The organism is Deltaproteobacteria bacterium (assembly GCA_013151235.1).
Taxonomy (GTDB): Bacteria; CG2-30-53-67; CG2-30-53-67; order CG2-30-53-67; family CG2-30-53-67; genus JAADIO01.
On record JAADIO010000032.1, the window covers coordinates 1 to 26,503 of the forward strand.

General features: G+C 49.0%; 22 protein-coding genes. All 22 read right to left on the reverse strand.

The annotated features are described in order from the left end of the window. A partial coding sequence (locus GXP58_05915; GenBank protein NOY53142.1) for a hypothetical protein occupies positions 1-556 on the reverse strand: 556 nt, incomplete at its 3' end. Between the two features lie 30 nt (positions 557-586). Further along, positions 587-1,591, reverse strand: a complete 1,005-nt coding sequence (locus GXP58_05920; protein ID NOY53143.1) for an aminoglycoside phosphotransferase family protein — start codon at positions 1,589-1,591, stop codon at positions 587-589. A 19-nt stretch (positions 1,592-1,610) separates the two neighbouring features. Beyond that, positions 1,611-2,195, reverse strand: a complete 585-nt coding sequence (locus GXP58_05925) for a hypothetical protein (GenBank protein NOY53144.1) — start codon at positions 2,193-2,195, stop codon at positions 1,611-1,613. Beyond that, the gene (locus GXP58_05930) at positions 2,179-3,507 is read right to left on the reverse strand and encodes a hypothetical protein (GenBank protein ID NOY53145.1); all 1,329 of its coding nucleotides are present in this window, start codon (positions 3,505-3,507) and stop codon (positions 2,179-2,181) included. The genes GXP58_05925 and GXP58_05930 overlap by 17 nt, the downstream gene beginning before the upstream one ends. Before the next feature lie 78 nt (positions 3,508-3,585). Next, entirely contained in the window at positions 3,586-5,403 is a 1,818-nt protein-coding gene (locus GXP58_05935) for a carbamoyltransferase (protein NOY53146.1), read from the reverse strand. Then, on the reverse strand, positions 5,400-6,386 hold the full coding sequence (locus GXP58_05940; protein ID NOY53147.1) for a WalW protein: 987 nt from the start codon (positions 6,384-6,386) through the stop codon (positions 5,400-5,402). Before GXP58_05940 ends, GXP58_05935 begins: the two co-directional genes overlap by 4 nt. Positions 6,387-6,454: 68 nt before the next feature. Continuing rightward, the gene (locus GXP58_05945) at positions 6,455-7,528 is read right to left on the reverse strand and encodes a polysaccharide deacetylase family protein (GenBank protein NOY53148.1); all 1,074 of its coding nucleotides are present in this window, start codon (positions 7,526-7,528) and stop codon (positions 6,455-6,457) included. After that, complete coding sequence (locus tag GXP58_05950) at positions 7,492-9,996, reverse strand: hypothetical protein (GenBank protein ID NOY53149.1); 2,505 nt, start codon at positions 9,994-9,996, stop codon at positions 7,492-7,494. Before GXP58_05950 ends, GXP58_05945 begins: the two co-directional genes overlap by 37 nt. Before the next feature lie 146 nt (positions 9,997-10,142). Further along, the gene (locus GXP58_05955) at positions 10,143-11,312 is read right to left on the reverse strand and encodes a glycosyltransferase family 4 protein (protein ID NOY53150.1); all 1,170 of its coding nucleotides are present in this window, start codon (positions 11,310-11,312) and stop codon (positions 10,143-10,145) included. A 32-nt stretch (positions 11,313-11,344) separates the two neighbouring features. Next, positions 11,345-11,857: a serine acetyltransferase gene (locus GXP58_05960; GenBank protein NOY53151.1), complete on the reverse strand. Its 513-nt coding sequence runs from the start codon at positions 11,855-11,857 to the stop codon at positions 11,345-11,347. A 7-nt stretch (positions 11,858-11,864) separates the two neighbouring features. Next, positions 11,865-13,730 carry an asparagine synthase (glutamine-hydrolyzing) gene (asnB, locus tag GXP58_05965; protein NOY53152.1) on the reverse strand — a complete coding sequence of 622 codons (1,866 nt, stop codon included), beginning with the start codon at positions 13,728-13,730 and terminating at the stop codon, positions 11,865-11,867. Positions 13,731-13,780: 50 nt separating this feature from the next. Continuing rightward, positions 13,781-14,695 (reverse strand): glycosyltransferase, encoded by a 915-nt coding sequence (locus GXP58_05970; protein ID NOY53153.1) that lies wholly within the window; start codon positions 14,693-14,695, stop codon positions 13,781-13,783. 10 nt (positions 14,696-14,705) lie between these two features. Next, positions 14,706-17,150, reverse strand: coding sequence for a glycosyltransferase family 2 protein (locus GXP58_05975; protein NOY53154.1), 2,445 nt, complete (start codon positions 17,148-17,150; stop codon positions 14,706-14,708). Next, the gene (locus GXP58_05980) at positions 17,147-18,298 is read right to left on the reverse strand and encodes a glycosyltransferase (GenBank protein ID NOY53155.1); all 1,152 of its coding nucleotides are present in this window, start codon (positions 18,296-18,298) and stop codon (positions 17,147-17,149) included. The genes GXP58_05975 and GXP58_05980 overlap by 4 nt, the downstream gene beginning before the upstream one ends. 2 nt (positions 18,299-18,300) lie before the next feature. Beyond that, complete coding sequence (locus tag GXP58_05985) at positions 18,301-19,437, reverse strand: radical SAM protein (GenBank protein ID NOY53156.1); 1,137 nt, start codon at positions 19,435-19,437, stop codon at positions 18,301-18,303. 10 nt (positions 19,438-19,447) lie between these two features. Then, positions 19,448-20,461: a DUF362 domain-containing protein gene (locus tag GXP58_05990; protein NOY53157.1), complete on the reverse strand. Its 1,014-nt coding sequence runs from the start codon at positions 20,459-20,461 to the stop codon at positions 19,448-19,450. Positions 20,462-20,479: 18 nt separating this feature from the next. Continuing rightward, positions 20,480-21,352, reverse strand: coding sequence for a formyl transferase (locus GXP58_05995; GenBank protein ID NOY53158.1), 873 nt, complete (start codon positions 21,350-21,352; stop codon positions 20,480-20,482). 15 nt (positions 21,353-21,367) lie between these two features. Then, positions 21,368-22,474: a GNAT family N-acetyltransferase gene (locus tag GXP58_06000; GenBank protein NOY53159.1), complete on the reverse strand. Its 1,107-nt coding sequence runs from the start codon at positions 22,472-22,474 to the stop codon at positions 21,368-21,370. Between the two features lie 47 nt (positions 22,475-22,521). Next, a complete protein-coding gene (locus GXP58_06005; GenBank protein NOY53160.1) occupies positions 22,522-23,562 on the reverse strand; it encodes a FemAB family PEP-CTERM system-associated protein in 1,041 nt (346 codons plus the stop codon). A gap of 4 nt (positions 23,563-23,566) precedes the next feature. Continuing rightward, complete coding sequence (epsI, locus tag GXP58_06010; GenBank protein ID NOY53161.1) at positions 23,567-24,211, reverse strand: EpsI family protein; 645 nt, start codon at positions 24,209-24,211, stop codon at positions 23,567-23,569. After that, on the reverse strand, positions 24,208-25,044 hold the full coding sequence (locus GXP58_06015) for an exosortase/archaeosortase family protein (GenBank protein NOY53162.1): 837 nt from the start codon (positions 25,042-25,044) through the stop codon (positions 24,208-24,210). The genes epsI and GXP58_06015 overlap by 4 nt, the downstream gene beginning before the upstream one ends. A 236-nt stretch (positions 25,045-25,280) precedes the next feature. Next, positions 25,281-26,234, reverse strand: coding sequence for an SDR family oxidoreductase (locus tag GXP58_06020; protein ID NOY53163.1), 954 nt, complete (start codon positions 26,232-26,234; stop codon positions 25,281-25,283). Positions 26,235-26,503 lie beyond the last annotated feature (269 nt).

Sequence of the window (26,503 nt, forward strand, 5' to 3'; positions counted from 1 at the left end):
TGGCCAGGGCCAACAGCTGATAACCACGGAGTAAAAAGAGAACCAGAATCGCATTCTTGAGCAGAAGAGTGGAAATGGAAATCATGTTGAGCTTGAGAAATTCCTGCAATCCTCTTAAGGTTCCCAAGAATACCGAGCAAAGAAAACCGAAAGAAAGGTCAATTCCTACAATCATGAACACAATGTATAAGTAGGATTGCTTGAGCGCTGCGATCCCGAACAGGTCCCTGAAAAAATAAGCGAATACTGATGCAACCAACAGGACCAGGATGCTGACTGCGGAGAAGAAAACGAACGATGTGTTATAAATTTCCCTTGCCTTACGGGTTTCGTTGTTTGCAACGTACATGGATATGAAGCGGACAATGGCACTGTTGACTCCAAAGTCAAGCACCGTGAAGTATCCTGTGAGTGAAACGATCAATACCCAAATGCCGTAATTTTCATTCCCCAATCGATGAACAAGAATGGGGCTAACAAAGAAAGAGACGACAATAAGGGTAATGAAGTTTGCCCAGTTGGAGAATATGTTGGTAATGATCTTTTTCTTGTTCATGGTCCGGCTACGAATGTGGTGGGGGAAGGTTCAAACACAAAGACTCTTTTCGTTTTCCACGGTATGTAAGAGCATTTTCAAGGAAAGCCGATCCATCGCGGAATGTTTTCCATAGGCGATCAGCTCACGCATGGATATTACTGCAAGTGTTATTTCCAACAAAATTCTGAATGAACCACGGTCTATTTTGGTCATCGCGACATAACGGTCAAAAAGGTCAGCCAATGTTTCCGCATACACTCCACGCGAAAAAAAGGTTTGAACAAATGCGGTCGGTATATCCATGCTGCTATCTTTGTGGAGATGCAGGCAGTATCCAAGGTTGACCAGAAACCAAATGATGTCCATGGGGCTTGTCGATTGCGCTGCAGCGAACTCCCAGTCTATGATACCATTAATGCGGTTTTCCCTTTCGTCAACCAGAATGTTGGCTGGCCAGTAATCACCATGCAGGAAAAAACGTATGGGGTTTCTTCGGGATTGTTGCAAATAGTCTTGCAGTTCATTTATTTTCTTTTTACTGATTCCGGAATGAATGAATTCCCTTTCGAACCGGAACAGGATATCAGCGGATGAAGGGTTGCCCATTGTATTCTTTGAATCGAGATGTGTTTTGGATGTATTGATTGCGGCAAGTAACTCTACGGATTGATTGAGTAAGCGTTCATTTTTCGGGGACATGCCTCTTTTCTTGATTAAACGGAATAAGTTCGTTCCGGGGAAGGCGCCCTGGAGGAAAAATACTTGTTGTCCGACCTCCCCGATGTAATAGGGAGTCGGAATATAGGTAGAGAGTGATTTGATGCTTGAACGGGATTTAAGTGCGGCGAATTCATTCTCCAATTTGAAACCATACTTGGAAGAGCGACATATCTTCATGACATATTCCGGATATCGGTTCCGGCCGGTAAAGATCAATATTACATCGTTTCCGTAGTCAGCAGTACAGGATGTGATGGGGGCGATATCCAGTGTGGTGGGCAACGTGGTCCCGGTATAGTTTTCCCAGTTTTTTTTGAGATGGTTTTTTAGCAAGGTGGCTTGTTTCTGTGTATTATGGTTGAGCCGTGATTACGAAATATTCATAAAGTTTACCGGATAATCGTGTGTGAATCATAACGTTCTTTATGATTTGTTTGAATTTTCCTGCAAAGGAAAAGTCTGTTTTCAGTCCAAGAATGTACTGCTCAATGGTTTCGTGATAATCTGTAGTTAACGGGGCGAGAGAGTAAAAATAATCGGGGTCCGCTCCATATAACTCGATATCGGAAAATGAAAGTATTTCGAGTGTTTTTATTAGATAGGTTGCATCTTTTCTTGTCTGGGTAACAAGAAAAAGTGCTCCAAATGTTTCCGGTTGTATGTTTTTTATGATATCTGGGACCGCTTCCTGGAAAGAAGCCTTATGATCAATATTGAAGCCCAGGATCTTGCTTGAGGAAGGAGCCTTCTCTTCGGCGGGGTCAACTTCGGGGTTGATTATAGAATAGTGATGAACACTATTTTCTTTGAAGCTGTAGATTTCTGCCCGGTGCCATGAAACGCCAAAGAAAAGTACTTTGATATGATTGAGAATATCGCGCATGTAGGTTAATTTCGTTTCCCTTTCAGGCCGGAAACATTCATCTTGTGCGTGCATGTTCCATACGCTTAGTAGTTGATAGTGCTTCTTGCGGTGTATCTTGAATCTCTTTTCTTATGATAGCGGAAACGATAATTTGTATCGGCAGAAAAACGGCCGTAATTGCGTTTATGAAGAAAATACAGACACAAAAACCAGCAATCCCTGCTTCTATTGCTCCTAAAAATGAAAACAGTTCTTTATTTTTTTCTGTAACCGGGATGATTTTTCTGAGTGTCCTGTTTTTGAGAAACGTACCGAAAACAAGCAGAAAGTAGGGAACAGCCGCAAATAGTCCGGCATCGGAAAGAATTTCAATATAGGTATTATGAGTAACCTTGGGATTATAATTCCTGAAGACCCATGCCTTGAAATCAGGTTCCAGATAGTCGAAGTTGTTTTCATATTCCATTTTTGCCAATGGGTAGGAAAGAAACCCGGTACCGAATAAAGGGTGGTCCCGGAATACCATCAGACCAGCCTTCCAGAGGATTATACGGGACTTTGCGGACCATCCCAGGGTTTCTTCGTTTTCCATTGATGAGACCCTTCGCACGTAACTCTGGCTTATGAATGGTAAAACGATGACCGTGATCAGAAGGGCGGCTATCAGGGCTTTGGTTCTGTTATTTATTCTAAGAATCATCACGGCGACAACCGTGGCAAATCCCAGAAGTCCTCCCCGCGACTGAGTAAATATGACCAACAAGATCATAATAGTTGAAGCCGTGAAACCAATAAACTTTGTCTTGTTATTGTCCCCGTCGAAGAGCTTTTGAAAGGCCAGTGGAGAAGTTAGGACAAAAAGTGCCGCTACACCATTCGTATCTGAAGAAGCATGTCCACCCAGACCTTCCAGACGAGCATTTCCTAAAAAGTGTTGCTGTATCCCCCAGATTCCGAGCAGCACAAAACTGAAGAGTATGAAGTTCTCAAGTGTTCTGATTTCCTGAAAGTTATTAACAAGAACAACAAGCAATACAGCATAAAGATAGGTTTTGACGATTTCGTTTGCATAATAATAGGATCTTGAAATTTCATAGTGAGACAGAAAGATAGAGAGAATCAATGCGCCATAAAGCCATAGGATTAGCAAGGGCTGTGGTTCCAGAAATGACTTGAAGGTAAACCGACCGGAATTCAGGATAGTGGCGATCCATGTGCAAGCAAAGAGAACCACAAAAGTTTTTGCACCAGTGTTCCCACCCCAAAAAAACATCTCCGGGCGGATGATGTTGAAAAAGGTATACAGGATCAGTCCCCATAGGGGTCTTCTCCAGATGAAGGGAAGAGAAAGAAAGATGAATGCCCAATAAACGGATGCTCTCAAAATACGCTCGTATATAAGTTGTTGAAAACTTCAGCTCTCAGGTTTTTTGCCAAGGTTCCTGAAGCTGCTGTTTCCCTATTATTGCCTGACAATAAACGGTCCCATCGCGAGATAAGGAAGGTCCCCCTGATTAAAAGCCTTGATGGCATCTTGGGGAGTGCAGACAATGGGTTCTTCATGCATATTGAAACTTGTGTTGATAATCGAAGGAATCCCGGTTATGGACGCATATTCTTTGATGATGTTATAGAAACTTTCATTTGTCTGCGGGCTTACAAGCTGTGGCCGTGCGGTTTTGTCAACATGCACGGCCGCCGGACACTTTCCCACCATAAAATCTGTACAATCAAATGTGATCGTCATAAACTGAGCCGTATATTCTGCCCCATGAATATTCTTGTAGCACTTGTTCCTTTCTTCATATAATGTTGCCGGTGCGAAGGGCATGAATTCCGTTCGTTTTAATTGCTGGTTGAGCCAGAGATTGACCGAGGGATCGGTTGCGTGGTAGAGGATGGACCTGTTGCCGAGGGCCCTGGGGCCGTATTCCATCCTGCCGTTGAATCGTGCTACGATGTTGCCGTCCGCAAGAAGTTCCGCAATCCGTCTTTCAATATTTTGAGGTCTTTCCGGTTTAAGCCCGGCCTGATGTATGGCGGAAAGCATTTCTTCCTCAGGATATTCCGGTCCCCAATAGACATCATCAATACGTTCGGTCTGAAGAGAGCTCGTCTCCTGGGTATAAAGTGCCATGGCTGCACCCACGCAACATCCACCATCCCCCATGTTCGGGTGGATGAAGATATTTTCCACCCCGTCGATCTCGAAAATACGCTGGTTTGCCTTAACGTTTGCGACGACACCGCCGGATAGTGCGACATTCTTTATCCCGGTTTGTTTTACATAATACGCGATATATTCGCATGCGATGTCCTCCAGAACCTTCTGATAGGCTGCTGCAACTGCCGGTTTTGAAAAACGGGATGCCAGATAGCGTGAGAAAACGAAATTATGCGGCAGATGATAATAAATATCGCCGTCGGATGTTTCGAAGAAAGAGCGTACCGTATCATAGAGGATGTCGGCTTTTTCGTATGCGGCTAATCCGACGATTTTGCCTTCGTGCCGGCCGGGCTTGAAACCAAGCGATGATGTTACCTTTTCATAAAATTCTCCAAGACTGACAGGATGCTTCAGGGCATGTATCCGTTCTATCCCGCCATTGCGGCCGATGGAGACACTTCCGGCAAGCCCGCTTCCATAACCGTCGAGTGTAATAAGCAGTGCCTCGTCAAAGCCTGAGGTAAAGTAGGTATTTGCGGCATGACAAAGGTGATGGTCGAAACGTTGCAGTTTATGGTCAATGCCGAATTTCTGCAATCCCTTGATCAGCTCTTCCTGCCAATGTCTGTGGTCCCGGCTTGCTCCTTCCACCCATTGTTTTCTTTTACGTCTTCCCATTATGGTGCCTATCCATGAATAGGTACTCAGCATTCTATATGCGATGTTCATATATCCCGGCTTCTTCATGTACAATTTTTTTTCCGTAAGAGCCGGTATGTTGTATTTTTTTTCCGGTTGTTCCGGCAAGTTCCGCATGTGATGGAAAAGGTTTTGAGGAGGATATACTTTTTCTTTGTCGGCATGCCAACGTGCTGAGCTTCTCATCAGCTCCGATTCCCTTTGCCAGTCATAAAATGAGTATGCGACGTGATCGACCGATTGAGCGGTAAGCCCGTATCGCTGGAAAAGCTCTTGCAAAGCCAGATAGGGGAACCCGGCATGTATCTTGATCCGGCTCAGTCTTTCTTCAGCAATTGCAGCGATCACTTTCCCGTCTTCCAGCAGGCAAACGGTAGCGTCTTTGTCTAAGGGGGATATACCGATAATTTTCATGAAAGATTTTCCTCCAGCATCTTTGTATATGCCTCTCTTATGGTAAGGAAATCCGCGTGATAGGTTTTCTGAATGTAAGTTACAACATTTTCAATGGTTCTGAAAAAGTTCTGTTTATCCTGCGGCGTGGTTACGTAGGCCGTACTGCCCGGTCGTAGATCCGAGCTGTGAAAAAAAAGGTTAATAACGCTGTTGCCGTTATGGATGTTCATGTCAATACAGCGACAAATATCTTCGGTAGTGTAACCTTCCGGGGTAATGGCTACTTTTCGCAATAATTTCAGGCGCCACAAGATTCCGATCACATGCAGCCTGGCAACCTTGGGGGTGGAGAGAATGCGATACAACTTATTTGAGAACTGAAACCAGGGGAGAGTAAATCCTGCTGTGGCCGGTATCTCCAATAGCGAACGCTGCTTTCCTTGTGCAAGGCAGTTCTCGAAATCGGGATAATAAGGATAAAGAAGGGCGTTGTCGTACGAAAAATCCTTTTCGCTATAAAAAGGTCTGATGCTGGAGTCGACTTGATAGCCATAATGCGCTAATAAACGCATGATTTTCCCGTCCATACCCCATCTTCCTGAACGGAAAGAAAAAGGATGTATGCCGAAGCGTTCCTTGATAATATCGGTAAGCTTTTTCAATTTCCTTTCTACCAGGAGGATGGGCAGATTGATTATAAATGAGTTATGATCGTTGATTTCTTCCGTGACAGGAGGGTTGCACCATGGATGCAGATGAGCACCGATGTCGCACTCCTTTTTTTTGAAATAGCTCTTTAAAGTCGCGCAGTTTTCTTCTTTTTCCACGACGGCATGGTCAACAAAGTAGGTTGGAATAATGGAAAGAGACCGGCAAAGATCCTGGAATTCATGAATGTACGAGATATTCTCCGTCGAGTACGGTGGAACAGGGAGCGGCCCGGACCAATCCCATTCCTCTTCCGTGTCTATGGTGATTAAAAAGATAACTCGTTTTTTCATTCCTGAATTGCTTCGACGTAATTTCTAAGAGTTGGAAATCTTTATCCGTGAAAGAAGTACCTGTGATCCTACCACGAAAGAAACGATTTTCGATACTCAAAGAAGCCTGACATGCTCAATCGATAAAAGCTTTTACGTGCTGATATGTCATTGCCCACACCGACGCGAGGGATAGAAAGTGGATGGTCCTTGCCCGGATTGTACAGTCCGTAATCCGTGGCAAACGCGCATTTGTAGCCGTAATGAGCCAGTAATTTCCTATGTTCTGGTGAGTAATCCTTTCCAAACTGGCCATTCGGGTAACAGAACGCCCTGATCTCATGCCCTAACTTTTTTTCAAGCCTTATTTTCGACCCGGCCAATTCTCCTTCAAGCAGTTCCTCCGGTGTGTTTGTGAGAATTCTGTGGGTAGCGGTATGGGAGCCGAATTCAATCAGTCCTTCTTTGTCCATCTTGAATACTTCAGGCCAGGTCAACATCCCGAAATCATCTATGTAAGTGGATCGGTCGAAGCCAACCTGGGAGACAACCTGCTGCAAAAGAGCGGATCTTTCATTGCCGTGCTTTCTCTTCAGGTATTCCACCTCCATGTGGTAAGCTTCATAATATTGTTTTTTCGAGAAAAGAAAGTTTGCCTGTGGGTTGGTAAGCCGGAGGTTTGCTTGCTGTTTTCCGGCTTCGAGAATGGTCAGCAATAGTTCGTCAACCCAGAAAAACCGGTCCGAGTTTATGTAATCAACAGTAAGGAAAATAACGGTTGGAATCCTGTATCTTTTCAGGATCGGGTAGGCGACAGTCATGTTATTCCTGAAACCGTCATCCAGGGTGATTAAAACGGAATGATCAGGGAGGGGGTTGTCTGTTGCCGCCGCCGACAAGACTTCATTTAATGAAACGGGGTTATAGTATTTCGCGAGCCAGGAGATCTGTTGCTCGAAGATGCGCGCAGGTAACAATGTCCATGCAGAAGGAGGATTTTTGCTTTGTGTAACTCCATGATACGTCACTACCAGAAGGCGTTTCCGGTATCTGTGCCGCAGAAATCGGCTGACGCCTGCAAAAAGCAGGATGTTACAGAAGGCAATCTTTGTGAACTCCTTAAATGTCATTTGTTTTTTATACGGGCTTTCAGCCAGTTCCACTCTCTTTTTAGATTTGTCTTTGCACAACATCCGGCAACATCAGACAGGATTCTACGAAAAAGTCCGGGCATTGTGTAACGGAATGGCGATGAACTGTATTGTCCGCTGCCGGGGCTTTTCCTTTCGTGAACGGGATGGACGGATTCGCCGGGGTCCGGGATCCATCCGTTCTGCAGGGCCAGGACCATGGGGCGTGTCAGGAATCGTGTTTCACGGCTCTGTAATTCTTTGAAACTTTCCGTCAGGAAGAACCGGCAACGTTCAATGAATCGCTTGCGATTCTCGGATGGGGCGTATCGAGCTGCAAGATAAAAGACGACGCTTTTCCGAAGGTCCTGGGCGGCCCACGTTTCGTTAGGGTATTCAAGGACTCCGGGCCTTGTCAAAGTCGGGTATTCATTCTCTGCCATCCAGCCTGCATAGTGCAGCAGGGTGTCTTTTGCATAAACGTAATCATTGTCGAACTCGTTTAATTCACTCTTTTTCTCAAGATACTTCCCGGTTGCAACCAGAAAAACCGTATAGGACCACCAGCGTTCGACATTATTCAAGTCGCGGGAGGCGATGTTGTCATTCGGGTGCACCGTGCCCTGGATCAGGCGGGTTGCGATATCGAGATATTTCCTGTCCGACGAAAGCTCAAAGGCATCTAGAGCCGCGGAAAGGCAATTTCCGGTGCCTCGGTCAAGAGGAAAACACGGCCATATTCCCGCTTCTCGTTTCCCGCGCCACCAGGAATGCAGATATTTCTTTGCTCTCAGAAAAGATGCGAGAATGGTTTGCGGCCCTTTCAAGGAGAGGTAACACCAGTCGGCGAGCCTGAGTACCTCCTCCCGGAAACGAGGATTCCCGGTCAGAAGATGATGAACCATAAGTCCTGTTGTATAACAGTGTTGCGCGGCAGGCCCGCCTCCAACGAATGCGGGGTTTTTGTGTTTCAAGTGTTCCCTGGATGAACTTCGATGAGTACTGAGTCCGGCATCCAGGTAATGGTCGGTGTGCCAGAAAAGGCCGTGACAGTATTCCTCACGGTCTTCATCCGTATGGTTGATATCAATGTCAATGACATGACGGGCCAGATCCGAGGCCAGCCCCGCCCATCGGAAGTCGCCGGTGCGGAAATACTCGCGATAAAAAGAGGCGACGGCATCGTATTGGTTATTGTAATGTGAGACAAAAGGCCTCTTCCCCCTGTGGTAGACCGCCTCGTGGTCGGCGTACAGTTCCCCGAAATTACGCCATCCGTATTCGTCGACCATTTCCCGCTTGGCCATAAAATTGTTCGGTCCTTCAAGAGCTGCGGCCGTAAATTCCAGGTATTGGGGGTCGGCTGGCTCGCCGCCGGTAATGTCGTTGGACAGCCCGGACTGCCCGATCGTTTCCTGTGAAAATGTTATCTCCGGTGGCCCAAGTCCCCAACCCGCCTGATCCAGAGTAGTTGCAAAATCAAGATGAAGAAGATGTGTTTTTTGCTCCCCCCCCTGTAATTCATGCAAGTCTGGAAACTTTTCCGGGAAGAATGATATATTTATCATATCGTCATGGAATCCCATTGCTTTGGGGAATTCCTGCCAGAATTGCGAAAGGACGACAGAAAGTCCGTTGGTGCTTGGTCCCGCCCAGAGAATCGGCCCGGCCCTCTTCCCGGTCATTATGACATGATCATCCTGCAATACCTGATATCCTCGTATCGTCATAGGGACATTGCCGTTTCGGTTCCTATGATTGGGGCTGCACCAGTTTTCACCGCCGCTCGACTCCTGGTAAATGATTAGTGGCCCGCCTTTCTCGAAAGTCCGCCATGGTTCCCCGATAGAGGTTTTGTAATAATAATCGGCGCCGAAGTCTTTATTCAGGGACAGAGACACAACGAGTTCCTTGAACAAGAATGAAGAAGGATCACCAAGATCCCAGATTCCGTCCGGATGTTTTGCCGCTCGGGAATTGTGGAGTGTAAACTCGATGCATGTTTTTGCAGTCCCTGTATAAAAATGCAGTCTTGCCTGGAATAAGAGTTTTTTGTCCCGGCCGAAATGGCCCTTGATATTGAGCGTTAAGCGGACCGGACCACGGGCTTCAATGGCTGTTTTTTCAATGACGGCAGGCAACTTCAGGTTATCCTGATCTTTTAGCCAGAGGTCACTGCCGGTATCACCGAGGATATCCTGTCCCTCTACCCGTACCCTCCGGAAAGGGAGCAGCCTGGAAGAATCCAGGACAAAAAAAGCGGCGCCGGTATCGATCTCGATCATATTGCCGGCTGAATTGCAGTATATTACCTCCTGCGCATGTTTCAAGGTCTTCACGGGTTCAAGACGCAGATGGACCTGTTCCTCGGGTGCCATGTCGACGAGGAAATCACAGCGCAGCCATTTAACGCTTCTGTCCGGCCAGTGGGCCAATGGTGTTGTCTGAACCGGGATTGACCGGCCCTTCCCGTTGAGAACAAAATCGCTGTCCTGCTTCACGATGCCTTGCGGGCAGGGAATGCCGATCGTGGCCGGGTATCTTGTTCGTTGGAGATGGGATGGATTTGTGATTTTTATTTGCATCTATCGACGATGGGAAAAATATTTTTCCTGCCGGACTTTTTTAAGCTTTCGGCAGGAGTGAATCAGAAGCTGGGCCATTCGCCCCTGCCCGCAAAATAGAGGTAGATCGCTTCCAACTGTTGCACCCTTTTACGGAAATTGAACCTGTTCTGGATACGTTGCCGGGCCATCCGCCCCATCCGGGATCGGAGTTGCGGCCGTTGCAGGAGTTCTGTGACCGCATCGGCAAGAGAGGCGGTATCCCCCGCCGGGCACAGGAGTCCGGTTTCATGTCCCAGAACAACTTCCGGTATGCCGCCGACGTCCGTCGAGACGACGGGAACCTCCAAGGCCATGGCTTCAAGTATCGTGTTCGGCAGTCCTTCCGTCCGCGAAGTCATCAGGAAAAGATCGAAGGATGCATAAATATCGGAAAGGTCGGTCCGGTGACCGGTAAAATGAACGACATGACCCAGGCCCATTCCGGCAGCATCTGATTTGGCCTTTTCCAGTTCATTGCCGAGACCGTCGCCGACCACAACGAATTTTACATTAGGCATCCGCGCCGTCACTTGTCGTACCACCTCAAAAAAGGTCGGCAAATCCTTGTCGTAGGTGATCCTTGCCACGGTCCCCACCAGGAGATCACCCTTTGCCAAGTTGAGTTCTTTTCTCAGTACGGGTTCCGCCAGGGAGCGCGACCAGGAAGCAATGTCGATTCCATTGTACAGCACCTGGACATCGTTCTCCTTCAGACCGCCGCGGATCAAGCGCTGCCGTGTATCTTCCGATATTGTGAGAATCGGGAGCGCATGACGCTTCATCAGCCACAGAATGAATCTCTTGCGAAACAGGAACCTCAGGTACGCCACGGTCTTTGCAAATGATTCCCTGTCGTACTCGGCATGAGAGTGGCAGGTGTGCATGATACGCAGTCCGGGCACGAGATATTTCAGGAGGGCTCCGTAGAGGAGTGTTTTGTCATCGTGTGTATGGACTAACGTAATCCTTCTCTGCCGGACGACCCGTCTCAAAGAACCGATGCATTTCCGATCCAGAAGATTTCTGTCGACAAAATCCACGTAATCAATCCCGAGTTGCCGTGCCATGTCGGCAATCCGGAATTCCCGGTCCTCCGGTTGACGGATGTATGTAACCAGTACCTCAACTTTTGAGCTGTTGTGCATGGCTGCGGAGTGCAGAATGGTTTTGTCCGGCCCTCCACCTCCTTTGTAGGTCCCGCGTACATCCATGATCCGGATCGATTCCACCGGTAGATACCCTTTCAGGTTTGTTTTCGGATCACGCAGGGGTTTCCAAAGACAACCGAGTTTTCCGGGACATCTTGATTGACCATGGCATTGGCACCGATCCGGCAGTTATCACCGATCGAAATTTCTCCGATGATCTTGGCGCCGGCGCCGAACAATACATTATTCCCGATCCTGGCTGCGTTTCCGCTTCCACCCCTGTCTCCGATGGTGACATGATGGTAGATCGTACAATTCTCTCCGATGACGACCGACGGATGCAGGATGATCCCTCCAAAATGATGAATGCGAAGCCCTGGGCCGATGGTGCATTCCGCCGGGATGGAGATCCCCGTGGTGATTTCCGTCAACCGTTCAACCAGGAAACGAAATGGCTGGGCGGGTACGTGATGCCTGTGAAACCAGTTGAAGAAACGATACACGATGATTGCCTGGAATCCCTGGGACAAGAGTCCCCGGATCATCGGTCGCAGGGTGGATTGCCCGGAACCCAATCTTTTGAGATCGTGTTTTATGTTTCGGAACATGACGGAATCACTGAGGTTTGAAGCACTCCAGCCATAAAGAAAAGATGAACAGGCTCCAGAGTACGGTTCCGTGGTCTTCTTTTCCCGACAGGTGCCTGTCCCATAGAGTACGAATCTCCGGGAGATGAAAATAGGGGGCCATCTGCTCATTCGCAAAGAGGGCGTCTTCGGCCATGGGTCTCAGTTCATGGCGGAGCCAGTCCGCCAGCGGGACGACAAAACCATGTTTTTCCCTGTGGATGATGTCCTTCCCGACGATTTCCCCAAACGCTCTTTTCAATAGATATTTTTGCGTGGTCCCATGCAGTTTCAAAGAGGAGGGGATCCTCGCCGCATATTCTATGATCTTATGATCCAGGAGGGGAGAGCGAACCTCCAGGGAGTTGGCCATGCTCATGCGGTCTACCTTGGCCAGGATATCGCCCGGAAGATAGAGCTTCAGATCGGTATATAAGATCCTGGACAGATGATCCGGGCCATTTGCCTTGTCGTAAAATTTTTTTACATGCCCCGAAGGATCATAAGCCTCAACTTCTTTTCGGAAGCTGTCGGATGCCACCCGGCGTAATTGCCGGTCTGTGATAAAGGTGTTTGTAACATAGAAGGCTTCCGCCGGCGAGAGGAGGGAGGATCTACAGAGCGAATGCAGCCTCTTGAGCGGTCCCCTTTCCGCTTCTTGGGTGAATCGCATGACACCGCTGAGCAGGGATCCGGGAACCCATTGCCGGGCAAGGTTTTCATACCGGTCCACGGTATATTTGTCATAGCCGGCAAAGTTTTCGTCCCCGCCGTCACCCGACAACGCGACGGTGACGTTCTTTCTGGCAATTTCCGAAACATAATAGGTCGGCACCATGGAGGAGTCGGCAAATGGTTCGTCACAGTGCCAGACCAGTTTTTTGATGATCCTGGCCGGTTCGTCATGGATATAATATTCGTGATGGTCGGTCCCGAGTCTTGCAGCGAACGCCTTCGCGTACACGGCTTCATCGTGTTTTTTGTCGTCAAAACCGATGGTGCAGGTCTTGACAGTCCGGTCTTTCGTCCGTGCCATCAAGGCGACGATGCCGGACGAATCCACCCCGCCGCTCAGGAAGGCCCCGAGAGGCACATCGGATATAAGTCTGCACCGTACGGCCTCTTCTATTTTATGGAGAAGTTCTTCTTCAAGTTCCGTGATGTCCGCCCGAACAGGCCTTGAGAAATCTACATCCCAATATTCCGTGATCTTCAAGGCTCCATTTCGGTAGGTCAGATAATGCCCCGGTTCCAGTTTCCGTATTTGGCGATAGATACTTTTGGGATGAGGGACATAGAGGTATTTCAGGTAATCGATCAGTGCGGTCGGATCGATCTCCCTTCCGACGCCGATTTCGAGGAGGGACTTGATTTCAGAGGAAAAAGCAAACCGGTCTTCGGCAAAATAATAATAGAAAGGTTTCTTGCCGATCCGGTCTCTCGCGGCGAACAGCCCGCCCTCCAGCCTGTCCCATATTGCGAAGGCGAACATCCCTCTAATTTGTTCCAGACAGGCCGGTCCGTATGCCGCGTAGCTGGCAAGAAGGACCTCCGTGTCGGTCCGGGTGTGGAACCGGAATCCCCGGTCTGATAATGCGCGACGCAATTCCTGAAAATTATATATTTCCCCGTTAAAAACAATCGTAAATCTCCCGTCGGCGCTTGTCATCGGCTGTCTGCCGTCCCCGGAAAGGTCGATGATCGAAAGTCTTCTGTGGCAAAGTCCCATACTTGCATCCAGAAAGATGTCGCCCATGTCAGGGCCCCTATGGGTCATGACAGCGTTCATCCGTTCCAGCGACTTTTCCGGAAAGTCTCCCAGCATATTCCGGGTAGCTCCTGCAATACCGCACATCGATCTGGACCTCCGTTGAAGCTTTGCTTGTGGTGTCGGGGGCGGAACCGTCAGAAAATGGCGCAGAATCTTGCAAGATAATACACATTATAGAGGAGAAGCAGATGGGGATATTGTCTCATACCCGAGTTATGTCGAATCTTCAGTCCGGCTGAGATCATCAGGGGGGTTTGCCACAGGATAATCATTGCATAAAGCCATGTGGTTTCCGCTCGTATGACGAGCAATATAAAAATGAGCAGCACAAAGATCCCAAAATAAAAGGGAAGGACAAGACTCGGCACTTCTTTGAATCGAAAACCATGTCTGAGGGCTCCCCGGTAATTACTTTTCCCGCGCCAGAGTTCCTTGCGGAAGAACTCCCGGATTGTTCGCGCCTCTCCATGATGGATCGCTTTGATGTCCGGATCCGAGATGATTTTTCCCTGTGCCGAGAGGCGATAGGAAATGTCCACATCTTCACAGGTGGTCAAGGTTTCGTCAAAGCCTCCAACTTGTTCAAAAGCATCTTTCCGCACGAATAGATTCATCGATTCCAGCCAGTCCGTTTCCCGGAGTTTTTCCTCCGGATTCCGTACCAGGAGCCAGGTTTGTTGTACCCAGGTCGGGTTTGCGGGAATATACGGTGGCGATCCGAAACAGGCGACATCTTCCCGTTGAAAGTACCGGGAGGCACTTTCAAGCCAGTCTCGTTCCACCGTACAGTCTGCGTCAAGAAAAGCGAGCACCTTGCCCCTCGATTTTTTTGCTCCGTAATTTCTCAGCGCTGAGACCGTAACCCCGGGTCTTCGGTAGACGATTCCTCCGCAGGACTTTGCAAGGTCTGCCGTTCTGTCCGTCGAGCCATTGTCCACCACGATCACCTCGTATTCCTTTGAAGAGAACGTATTTGCATGGATCGATTTCATGCAGCGAACAATATTCATTTCTTCGTTTCTTGCGGGTATGATGATGGAGATCAGGATCATGAATCATTCAGTCCGACTGCAACCTGTGGAACTTGGTCCATGTGACCGGCTGTTTGTTCAATATTCCCTTATAGATTCCGTATAATGCCGCTCCATTCATCAGGCAGAAATAATAAGGAAACAGGAATGTTTGTAATGGGTGGTCTCTCCGCTTTACCACGAAACCGGTGAAGGCGAATCCGTAGAAGAGAAACTGGACGGCCAAGATCATGCGGTAACCCGGCTGTCCGTAGGACAGGGCGAGGTGAATATTTGCAAGAAACAATGAAATCAGGAAAAAAGGCGCAAACCAGCGCAGCAGTTTATGTGACAGATAACAAAACATCTCCCGTGTGACGAGGGATGAGGGGATCCCCTGCCTCTGCTTGAGCGACTGGATGGCTCCCGCGATGACCCTTGCTTGCCGGAAGAATTCCTCCCGGGGAGAAAGAAAATTCCGTTCTTCTGCGATCGCTTCTTCTTCGTATATCAGGCGGTGACCGCTCGAGACGATCGTCATAGAAATTACAAAGTCGTCCAGAATGGTATCCGGCGGTGGTGGTACGAAAAGTTCTTTCCGGATGGCGTACAGGCCGCCGTCGGCCCCGATCATGGATCCAAGATCCGTCTCTTTCCGCTGGATCCAGCGTTCATAGATGTAATAGATTGATCCGGATTTCCCCAAAGTTGTTTCCTCGCCGCGGAGGATTACGTCCGCGCTGACGGCCCCTACGGAAGGGTCGGCGAAGTTTTGTACCAGTTTACGTACGGCATCCCGTCGGCACATGGTGTTGGCATCGGAAAAAATGATGATCTCACTGTCAATCTCCGGGACCGTCTTGTTGATCACCGCTGTTTTCCCTTCTCGGGTCTGATATTGCATTAGGGTTACGCGATCCTCATCCTCCCGGAACTTTTGTATCCTTTCTCGGGTGCGGTCCGTAGACCCGTCGGAAGCAATGATAAACTTGATTTTGTCTGTTGGATAGTCCAGTTCAAGGCAGTTCCTGATTTTCTCTTCGATGACTTCCTCTTCGTTATATGCACAAATCAACAAAGAGACCGTTGGAGTGATCTCCTGTTTCTTGATCTTCCTTCGATAAAAGAGAGTGACGATTCCCAAGATAAGCGGATAACCGACATACACGTATCCGAGCAGGAGAAGTGAGAACCGGAAAACAAGGTGTGTGAAAAACCGGAGCGGAATCCGGCCTAAGTGGAGAGCGAGACAGATTGCATAGATCGACAGCACTGCCATGAACAGGTGGATGATACAGCGGTTCCGGGTGAGGAGGTTTTCGGATACTTTGTCTTCTTGCCCTCTCGCGTGGTTCCATGTCGAGATGATATTTCCCTGCAAGCTTTTTGCGATACCCAGCAGGGAGGCAATGTTCATCAGAATGAAGTAGTAGGCATAGGGAACAAGAGGCGCCCGGATATGTTTTTCGGAAAGGAGCATTCCCAGATAAGCCATACCGGTGAATGCTACAATAAAGAGAAATGTGAATTGATAGACGGATCGTCCGGAAGCGGAGAGCAGGAAGCAGGAAACAAAGAATAAAAACAGAAATAGAGGTGAAAACCATCGCAGCAGTTTGTGAGAAATAACCTCAAGCGCGAATATTCCCGTTTTGAAAGGGTTCATAACGCCTTTCAGTCTCATCAGGCCGCTGAAGCTCCTGTTGACGATCCGGATTTTACGTCTGAACTCTTTTTCATAGGTCCCGGCCGCCTCTTCATAGGAAATTGCGGCGGGTTCATAGATGCCGCGGTATCCTTTCAAAATGATCTGGAGGGGGTTCACGAAATCATTGATGTCTGTTTCTAATAACGGTTCGTAAAGATCTTTCCGGATTGCATAGATGGCGCCATCGCCGCCGACGATGGAATGCAGGTCGGACTCCATTTTTTTAATGAGGGTTTCATGATTCCAGTAGAGGTTTTCGCTTTTCCCGGCCATGGTTCTTCCCGGATCGGTGTAACGGGCTTGTCCCACGACGTATCCCACGGTGGGATCATGAAAATTTCGGACTAATTTTTTAATTGCATTCTTCCGGTAGATTGCATTGGCATCGGAAAAGATGATCAGTTCACCCTTTGCGAGCGGTATCGCCAGGTTGAGGCCGGATGTTTTGCCCATACGTTTTTCTTGGCGAACCAGCCTCACCCCTCGGTCCTCATATTCGCGAACGATCGAGTCTGTCTGATCCGTAGATGCATCGGAGACGACCAGTATATCCAGCTTGCCTTTTGGATAGTCCAGCGACAAACAGTTTTCAAGCTTCGATCGGATAACATCCTCTTCATTGTAGCAGGAGATCAGCAAACTGACGGACGCTCCGGTCTTCTCCCGGAGGATTTCTTTTTTCGGAATTACAAATCGCAGTACCACGAGGAGAAGCGGGTATCCGATGTAAGTATAGAGAAGTATCAGAAGTGACAGGAATGCAGTGACCTCAAGAAAAGGGATCATAGGCTTCCCTGATAAAGTTGCAAATAACGTGACAGCATTTTCTGGAAGGAAAAGTCTTTGGACGCCCTTTCGGCGGCATTGGCCCCCATGGTTTTTTGTTTCTCTGGGGAACGAAGCAGTTCCAGGACCTTGGTTGCCATGGTCTGTTCCTCTCCGGTGGGTACAAGGTATCCGGTTTTCCCATCGATTACAACCTCGGGGTTTCCTCCTACTGCTGTTACAACAGAAGGGACTCCGGCGGCCATGGATTCCAGGAGTGTGATCGAAATTCCTTCCGTAAAGGATGTGAGAAGAAACACGTCAAACAAGGGATAGATTTCCGGCAGGTCGTATCTCAGTCCCAAGAAAACCACCCGGTCTTCGACGCCGAGATGTTTCGAAAGATCTTTCAGCTCTTTCTCCTTAGGGCCTTTCCCCGCGATCAGCAGATAGGTTTGCGGCATTTGAGCCAGAACACGCTTGAAAACGTGAAGCAACATGGGGATATTTTTGATCTCGTCGAGACGGGCGGCCGTGCCCATAACCCGGCTTGTGTTATCCAACTGCAGCAACCGGCGTTTTGTGGATGGAACGATATTTGTCTTGGAGTCGTCAAAGTGCACGCCGTTAAAGATAACTTCTATCTTTTGTGCGGGGAAGTTATCATACATCACCATGGCTTTTTTCGTGCTTTCAGAGATGGAAACGATATGGTCTGTCATGCCGGCAAGCAGCGGATTAAAGAGGTATCTCTTTATTCTTCGCCGATCAGGATATAATCGACCATGCTCTGTAAATATGAGTCTGATTTTCTTTCCCATTAATGAGGAGAGAACCGCATAGAAATAGGGGGTATATTGATGGGCATGTACCACATCGATTTTTTCTCGGACAATGATCCTGTTTAAGCGTTTAACGAGGCCCCAGTCGATGCCCCTTTTTCTTTTAAGGTAATAGACCCGGATACCCTGTGTGACCAATTTGTCACCCAGGGGGCCGATCATGTCGAGGCAGCAGACAGTGGGGGTAATGTTTTTTTGCGGAAGCCCCTGAATTATGTCATAGACCAGTTTTTCTGCTCCTCCCACACCCATAGAGAGCACCACAAACAAAACGCGAAGGAGCCTTCTGTTGTGACTGTCTATACTTATTTTTTTGGAATATGGCATTTTTAGAAGATGGATTCTTTGGCTCGCCGGTAATAATATTTCAGGGTTTCCAGCATGGAGGGATAATAGACCCGCATGTTGCAGTTGTTGCAGATCGCGATCTTTTTCTTTTGCTGCAGCGACACGAATTGCCTGTGTCTTTCATTTCCCCATATTTTGTCCAGGTCTGTTTTTAGAAGATTTCCAATGACGTAGGAGCGGTAAAACGGACAGGGAACGACATCTCCGTTCGGATTGAGAGTGACAAAGGTGGTTGCAATATGACAGTGTTTATAATCATACAGGCCCGACAGAAATGTCTGTTCGCTGGTGACGTCGAGCGCTCTGAAATTTACATAGATTTTCTGATGATGTTTCTTTGTCTGCTTGATGAGTTCTTTGAACTCGACCAGTTGCTCACGGTTCAGCAGGTGTGATGCATCCTCGGAAGATACGAAGTAGGGCTCGGGCTGAACTCCGTTGATCTTGGATAAATTGATGTTCTCCTGGCTAAATTCCCCTAAAAACCGGGGGTAAACTGCATCGATATGGTATTGTTCAAGAAACCGGATAATTTGGGGAAAATCCCGGTAATTCATGTTGGAAAGCGTGTTGCATATAATGATCTTGGGGTAGGTGCGGGAGCCTCGGATATCAATGAAGTTCTCGAGTGCATCCGTTATTTTCTGAAAGGTTCCGTCGATGCCCCGGATCCCGTCATGCTTTGTGCCGACATCGTCTATAGAGAGATAGACGGTATGTAACCCGTACTCTATCAAGGTGCGGATCGTTTCTTTGTCGCACAGATTCCCGTTTGTCGGGAAATAGGTCCGGATCCCGTTTTTTGCACAATATTGAATCATATCAAAAACGGCATCCTTTCTTAAAAGGGCATCGCCGCCGAAGATTTCAAATGACCGGATGCCGTGATCTTTCAGTCTTGCAAGAATCGTCAGCCACTCGTCTCGACCTAATTCTTGCGGTTGTTCGCTGTTCCTCTTCCATATATTGCAGGTCTTGCACCGGCTTGTGCACCGATAGGTTAAAAACCCCATAGAGTCCGCTGCGCTTAAGGATAAATGGCGATATTCATAGCGGATCAATTCCGGGATCTCCCGGAGGCCGGGAACGATATTTCGGATGATTTTAGAGGCATTCATTGATTTGCCCTTACAGGGAAAGATGGATGCTGCGCGGGTTGGTTGTCCCCAATCCACGATCGGCGGCGGTCTGGATGAAGACCGGGGCAGGAGACACCGGTTCCAGGCCGTGTTCTTTGCGTTTCTTATCGATGATTTTCCATCCGGTATAATCTATCGCTACCGGATCGTCTGAAATGATCAGTTGATTCAAGGGATCTACATATTTCTGGTCTCTTCCGTTGATCCACTTGTATTCGACGAAGATGGCGTCCAGCACGATCAGGCGGGTCTTGTCCCGGATTTGCGGTTGGGCGTTCAGGTGGGGCAAAAACTCCATGATATCCTTGTGGTGATGCGACGGGTTCCCGATGGAGCCGTAATGATTCTTCATGCTGAGAGATACGCCGGAGTAACCTTCCAGGGCCTTCAGGACAGGCACATTGATCAGATAATCACACCGGTATTTGTTCTCACTGAGAGGAATGCCGCCGGTTAACAATTTCGCCATACGGTTAAAAAGGAAACGGTGATAACCACCGAGATCGTCGACCGTCCCGACCTTGATCCCCGGCCCGAGATTTTTCTCGAAGCCGGCATAACGGAATGCGTGATCGGTCTTGTCATAGATGACGATATTGTCCGGTCGGACCCCACGCTGGATCAGTCCGTCCGTGACAGCCTTGACAACCTTCGATTTGGTATAGATGCCTTGGATCTGGCAGTTAATCTTGATCGCAACCCTCTTGGCCGGATCCGGAATGATTTTTGACCAAGCTTTTAACAAGTTTCTTTCACCGGTAAAAGACTTGATCCCTTCATCCAGCATCTGTTTGATCACTTGTTCATCCAGATTCTTGTTATCGCGTTCGTCCGTAAGGTCTGATGCCCTGTCGTGATGGACGGAGACGAGCATACTCTTTCTTCCACTGTGCGCATGACTGTTTTTCAGAGAGGGCAACCACTTCAGGAAAAAACCGGCACCCAGAACAGATAAAACTTTTACCAGGAAGTGTCGCCGGTTTATATTACGTAAAAACGACATGCGTTACCCCGTGCTCGATTACGTGTGGAAAACATTCTGCATGATGGAATATACCTTTTTATCCCTTCCGGTTTTGTCTTTCAGATAGTCATCGAGAATGCCTGCATCGATGTTTTGCCAGACCCGTTGAAGTACTTCCGGAGTGATCATTCGATTCAGGTACAGTGCTCCTTTCTCCGTTAATGCGCAACTCCGGGCTCGATCGTTTTCGATATCTTCTATGGCCCGGATCATCATTTCGATGCCGAGTTTTACGACCTTTACATAAAGTGTTTCCGGGTTGTCAATTCCGGATATCTCCGGCCTTCCCTGGTACAGTATGTCCCCGTCATCGATTCCCTTGTCCACGTAATGTACGGTGGCGCCGATATATTCCGGTTCTCCGTTAAAGAGTGCCCAAAGAGTCGTACACGTACCCCTGTATTTTTGTGCGAGTCCGCCATGTAGATTCAGCACTCCCTTGGGGGGGATGGAGAGGACCTTCTCCTGCAGCACGGACGTACCACAGACGGCAATTACGTCGGGCTTGATCTCCTGGATCGCATGGATATAACCCGGTTCATTAATTGTTTTTCCCCCTTCCGTATATACCACCGTTTGGCCTGCATGAGGCAGGATATGGCGTCCTTCTTCACCGAAATATGTTTTATCAACGATTGTGGTCTTTCGGAAGTGTTCTTTGACAATCCGGTTATCCGATATTTTTTTGAAGAGAAGCAGTGGGTGTGCCATAAACCGGAGTGCCTTGAGTAACCGGAGAGGCAGATTGCTGCCGCCGTGCTGTTCTTCGACAAAAACGGCTGCGACATTCAGCCTTCGGGTCAACCGGTTTGCAAAGTAAATATCGGATGGATCCGAGCTGACAAGAATTACGACCTTTGGTTTGTTCATACGCGCTTTGAAAATCTATGCTGATTTACGGAGAATACGTTTGATTGCGGGAATAAACCTGTATTCAACGCCATACAACAATTTTGAATATAATGTGACATTAAAAAGATGAACGTTGATATGCCTTCTGCAGTTCCGTGTCCACTTTTCCTTGTAGTGGTCAGAACTTCCCCCCAGGTCATATTCGGTTATCTCCCCCTTTTCGAAGAGTTGTTGAACGATATGCGCGTCCAGAAAAACACCCGGTGACATCCGGCCGTAATCTTTTTTGTGCGATGCCCGCATGCCGTAAATTTTATCATTATATTTCAGGTGATATTCAAACGCAACCGGATCGCCTTTGACCTTTAGTAACCAGACCGAGAGCCATCCCTTTTCGGCGGCTACGCGCGAAAGTTGATCGAAGAAACGGCGGTTCGCCGGGGAGCTTAGCGAGTCTCCAATTTCTTCCGTCCAGCTGTTTCTTGCAATCTCATACAATTCCGGTGCGATGCTTTGAAATGTTGCATAATCATTAATTTCTTGTACGGAAAAATCCCTTTCCCGCTTGAAGCGGTTGCGAATATTCCGGAGGGTTTTACGTGCTTTGGATGATCGGCTTTTGTAATAACTCTCCCAGTCTGAGTTGATTGTGATGTAGGGCGATATCAAGGCGGGTTGTGTGCCGTAAAGAAAATTCTTGTCTTTCAGGATTTTTCGGAGAAAGTCACAGTTTCGGGAATTTTCGGGGATATTCTTGAATTCGACAAGATCCCAGCAGTCCTTCTCGGCCATCAGGTGATCGAGAATCGCACGTAACGCCTTCTCTCTCTTTTCCGGATGTAAGAGAAAGTCATTGTGCAGGGAGTTTCCATTCTCGACAAAGGTGAACATCCTGATCGGGAATCCTCGATTACGTTGTCGCCGGATCATCATCGGTGCGATCCCGATCAGCTCTTCATTCTCACGGATCAGGAAAATGCGCAGGAGATTCTGCTGCCCGAAGGTTTGCCACCAGCAGCGATACCATTCGGGCGTGTAAAATACAGTGCTTTCCTTTTTCTGCAGGATCAGCAGGTTGTTCCATTCGGCCTCCAGCGGATGGATCCGATCGAGGTTGTCGATTGAGTGAACGGTAATCACCTTTCCCGCCCGTGAGATCTCCGGCGAACCGGAAGGGTTGTCCAAACTTATGCGATAATGTTCTTCCGTACCATCGGCCCCATAATCTTGCTCAGTCCGACCGGAAGTCTTTTCCAGACTGCGACCATCCGTGCCATGGCGGGACTGATCCGGTTTCCGGCTTCCGTCATGCCCTGGTTTTTTGCCCAGCAGTCCCAATAGAGTTGTTTCGGTTCCGCCCCCCACTGTGCCTTGAACCGGTATGTCCCCCCGTTCGGGGTGGATCTGCCGAAGTCGAATTTTCGGAATCCATGTTCACAGGCATACTCGAGGGTCTTCCAGTACAGGAGCATGTTCGGGGCGAAACGGTTGTAGCTTCTGAGGGATGAGGCCCACGGGATTTCAAGGCGACCGCGAAATCCGATGAGAAAACCCGAGGCGACCGGGACCTCCCGTGCGTATACAACACAGATCACGGCCCGGTTCGGGAAGAGGTCCAGGATATTACGGAACAGCTTCTTGCCGTGTACCGGAGAGCCGAGATCCCGCATGTTTACGGCAAAGACATGGTAGAAATCATCCAGCAGTTCCTTGCTTCCGAAGTGTGCTTCGAACCCCTCCTTCATTGGTTTTTTGATCTGGCTTCTGAGCTTGGATCTGAAGGAAGTCCAGAGTTCATCGGGGGATTCGGGAAGATCGAGGATCATGGAGACCTTGCACTGATTCCGGGTGAGGCCGAGTTCATAAGATTCCGCATGGCGTAGCTCCAGCGCCATCCGATGCTTCCCGGCAAGTTCGATCGCCGCATCGAGCAGTTTTGTCCGGACATCGTTATTCTCTGCAACGATGCCTCCGTAGTTCACGAAGGGCATGGAAACCAGGAAACGACCGAAGATCAGGCTCTTGACGTACACCAAGGGAAGAACCCCGACGATCTGATCTTCTTTTTCGGCACATAGGTAACAGGTTTGATGAGGAAAGGTCCTTTCCATCAGTTTCTTCCAGGAGAAAAGATGATAGAGCGATGCCGAAGGAGTCTGAAGAACGAAATCGTCCCAGGCTGTTTTTTGCTCCGGGACTAGGTAGGATATTTGAATGCTTTGTTTCACTGTCTCAGGAGGAGGTCTTTGTGGACCATTCTAATAGATAAGGATAGAATTTCAGAAGGAAATTTTGCAGGGTCCTCCATTGTTGTTCCGGTCTTTTCTCTATCGGCATGGAAATCCGTACAAGCGCACCGTTGGTTCGGTTGTTCTGCAACGCGCGGCGGATCAGGTCAAACCGCTGGAGATACTCGTTTGCAATCACCCGGTTGTCCGCCTGGTACCAGTAGGCGACCAGCCGTTTGTCGGTGCCGTTTTCGATTATCATCCGGTTGATGTGAATCTTCCGGTCTCCAACCGGAACGGCAACGACCTCCCTGCGAACCGGGGTCCAACCGCTGCCGGGATAACAGTGTAGGGGGGAGTGGATCTGTGTGCCGTTCTGCTGGGTTCGGTAGTAGCCGATGTAGAGCCAGATCGTTTGACCGTCGAGGGTATGGTAGGCCCGGTTCAGAATTGCATCGGCGCCGAGTTTTTTTAGGACGGCCGGTTTTAGGGGGATCTCTTCGCTCTGCCATTTACCGATCCGGTCCGGGAAGGTTGAAAAATTCCGGACGAGCGGAACCGGGATGGGGTGAGAAAGGGACCGACTGTAGAAAAAGACCCCGATCAGCAGGATGAAAATCACCGAGAAATAGAGGTTGGATTTTTTCATGATGGTTTCACCTGCTCCGGGTGTGCCGGCCGCCGATGAAACGCCTGCAGGAGTTCATTCACCCCGAATATGAGAAGCGTAGCGGTCGTATAGACCACGATCCCGGAGGTTTCGTGGAGGAATCCCTGAGCCGTGTCGGGTCCTTTGTAAACGGCGAGAAGGGCCGTGACGACAAGGCGGAGAATGTTGCTGATCACGGCTATGGGGAAGATAGCGACAACCAGGAGAGCCCGGGGAAGGAAGCGTTGCTGGGCGATGTAGGTGAAGGCGATCCCGAAGGTGAGAAGTGAGGTCAGGGAGCGCAGTCCGCTGCAGGCATCGGCGACCTCCAGGGTGGTGTTCGGAAGATAAATGATGTTTCCTTCATGGTGGACGGTAATGTGAAGAAGGTCAATAGTGAACACCGCCCATTTCGTAGCGAAGAGTTTCATGGGGGATGCGATGGCGTAATAGAGAATGTACGGCAAGGGGATCATCAGCAGGAGATAGAGGATCGGGAATACAATCGTCTTGCTCCCTTTCTTCCCCCACATGGTCAGGAGGATTCCAAGCAGAACAATGATGAAAGAAATCCGTGTGGTAAAAAGTTCATTCCCTGCGATGCCGATCAGGTAGGTTGTAAATCCGAACAGAACGACGAACAGCCCCGGGCCGTAAGGTTCCGGCTGAATTCGTGAGATTTTTTTTCTTTTACGCCAGACGAGAAATGCCGAGATGAGAGGAACAAAGATTCCGTAACCGTAGTTCGGGTCCTGATTCCAGTCCCGCCAGAGTTCCGGAAATACGGGCGCATATAGAACAAGCAAACCGAAGCCCAGAAGGCTGAGTTGCAACGGAAAGATTTTCCGGGAGGGCGATATCTTGTCTGTCTGTACGTGCTCTGTGGCCTTCATACAGCTCCGCCCTCTCGGTTCCATCCGGAAGAGCTTGAGGTTCTTCCTCCATATGGAACTTCACCTTCCCTCATGGAAGGGCCGGCAGGACCGGCCGGTATTTGTTGGTCTGAACAGGGCTCACCTCATTGAAGTCTTTACTGCGGCTTCATGGTGAGACCATCCCGGGATGCCTTTCAGGGTTCTACCAGAACACTTTGATACCAGCGAATTGTTTCGGTCAGCCCCTTTTCCAGATCAAATTGAGGGTGATAAGCGAGATACTTCTCGGCGTAGGAGATGTCGGCCAGGGAGTGCCGGATATCTCCTTGTCGTTTCTCCCTGTAGCTGATCTCGGAACGGGAGCCTGTGATCTCGATGATCTTCTCCGCCAGTTCCAGGATACTGATCCGCTCGCCGTACGCGATGTTGAAGGACCGGCCGGCTGCTTGATCCTGCACAAATCCGGCGAGGTTGGCCGCAACCACGTCGTCGATGTAGGTGAAGTCCCTGGTCTGTCCACCGTCCCCTTCAATGGTAATCGGCTCTCCCTTGAGCGCAGCGGTGACAAACTTGGGAATGACGGCGGCATAATCCGATTTCGGGTCTTGTTTTCGTCCGTAGACATTGAAATAGCGGAGTCCCACGGTGTCGAGGCCGTAGATGTCGTGGAAGACCTTGAGATAGAGTTCCTTGGTGACCTTGGAGACGGCGTAAGGGGACTGAGGGTTGTAGGGCATCGTTTCGCGCTTGGGCAGTTCCGGGGTGTCGCCGTAGACGGAGGAGGAGATGGCCGTGACGACTTTTTTTACCCCGGAGTCGAGAGCGGCCTTCAACATGTTCAGCGTTCCCGTGACATTGATCTCGTTTGTAGCGAGGGGATCCTCCACGCTCCGCGCGACGCTGGGGCGCGCCGCCTGATGTGAAACCGCCTCAATGCTGAAGGTTTGCATCACGTCGGTTAGATGGCTCCGGTCGAGAATGCTCCCTTCAATGAGGGTGAAATCGGGATGATCGATGATTCCCTCCAGGTTTTCCCTGCGTCCCGTGCTGAAATCGTCGAAGACGACCACCGTATGTCCCGCCTGGATGGATTGTTCGGCAAGGTTGCTTCCGATAAATCCTGCGCCGCCGGTAATGAGAATTTTCACGTCTTGCTCCTCTGAATATGAATGGGGGATAACCCTGTCAATTTTACTATTATACTTCATTCGTGTTGTCGGGGAAAACCTTTTTTCAGGTTTTCCCCGAATTAATATTCCGCCCGGGTAGGGGTTGTGCTCAAGTTTCCGGGTTGCTGAGCCGATAAGAGAGATACTCAGTCGAAAAATGATGGAAGTCTATAGGAATCTTCACTGGAAATCTACGAAGTCAAGGGATCCTGCCCTATGGCTTCCGAACTCTTTCGGTTGTGCGGCAG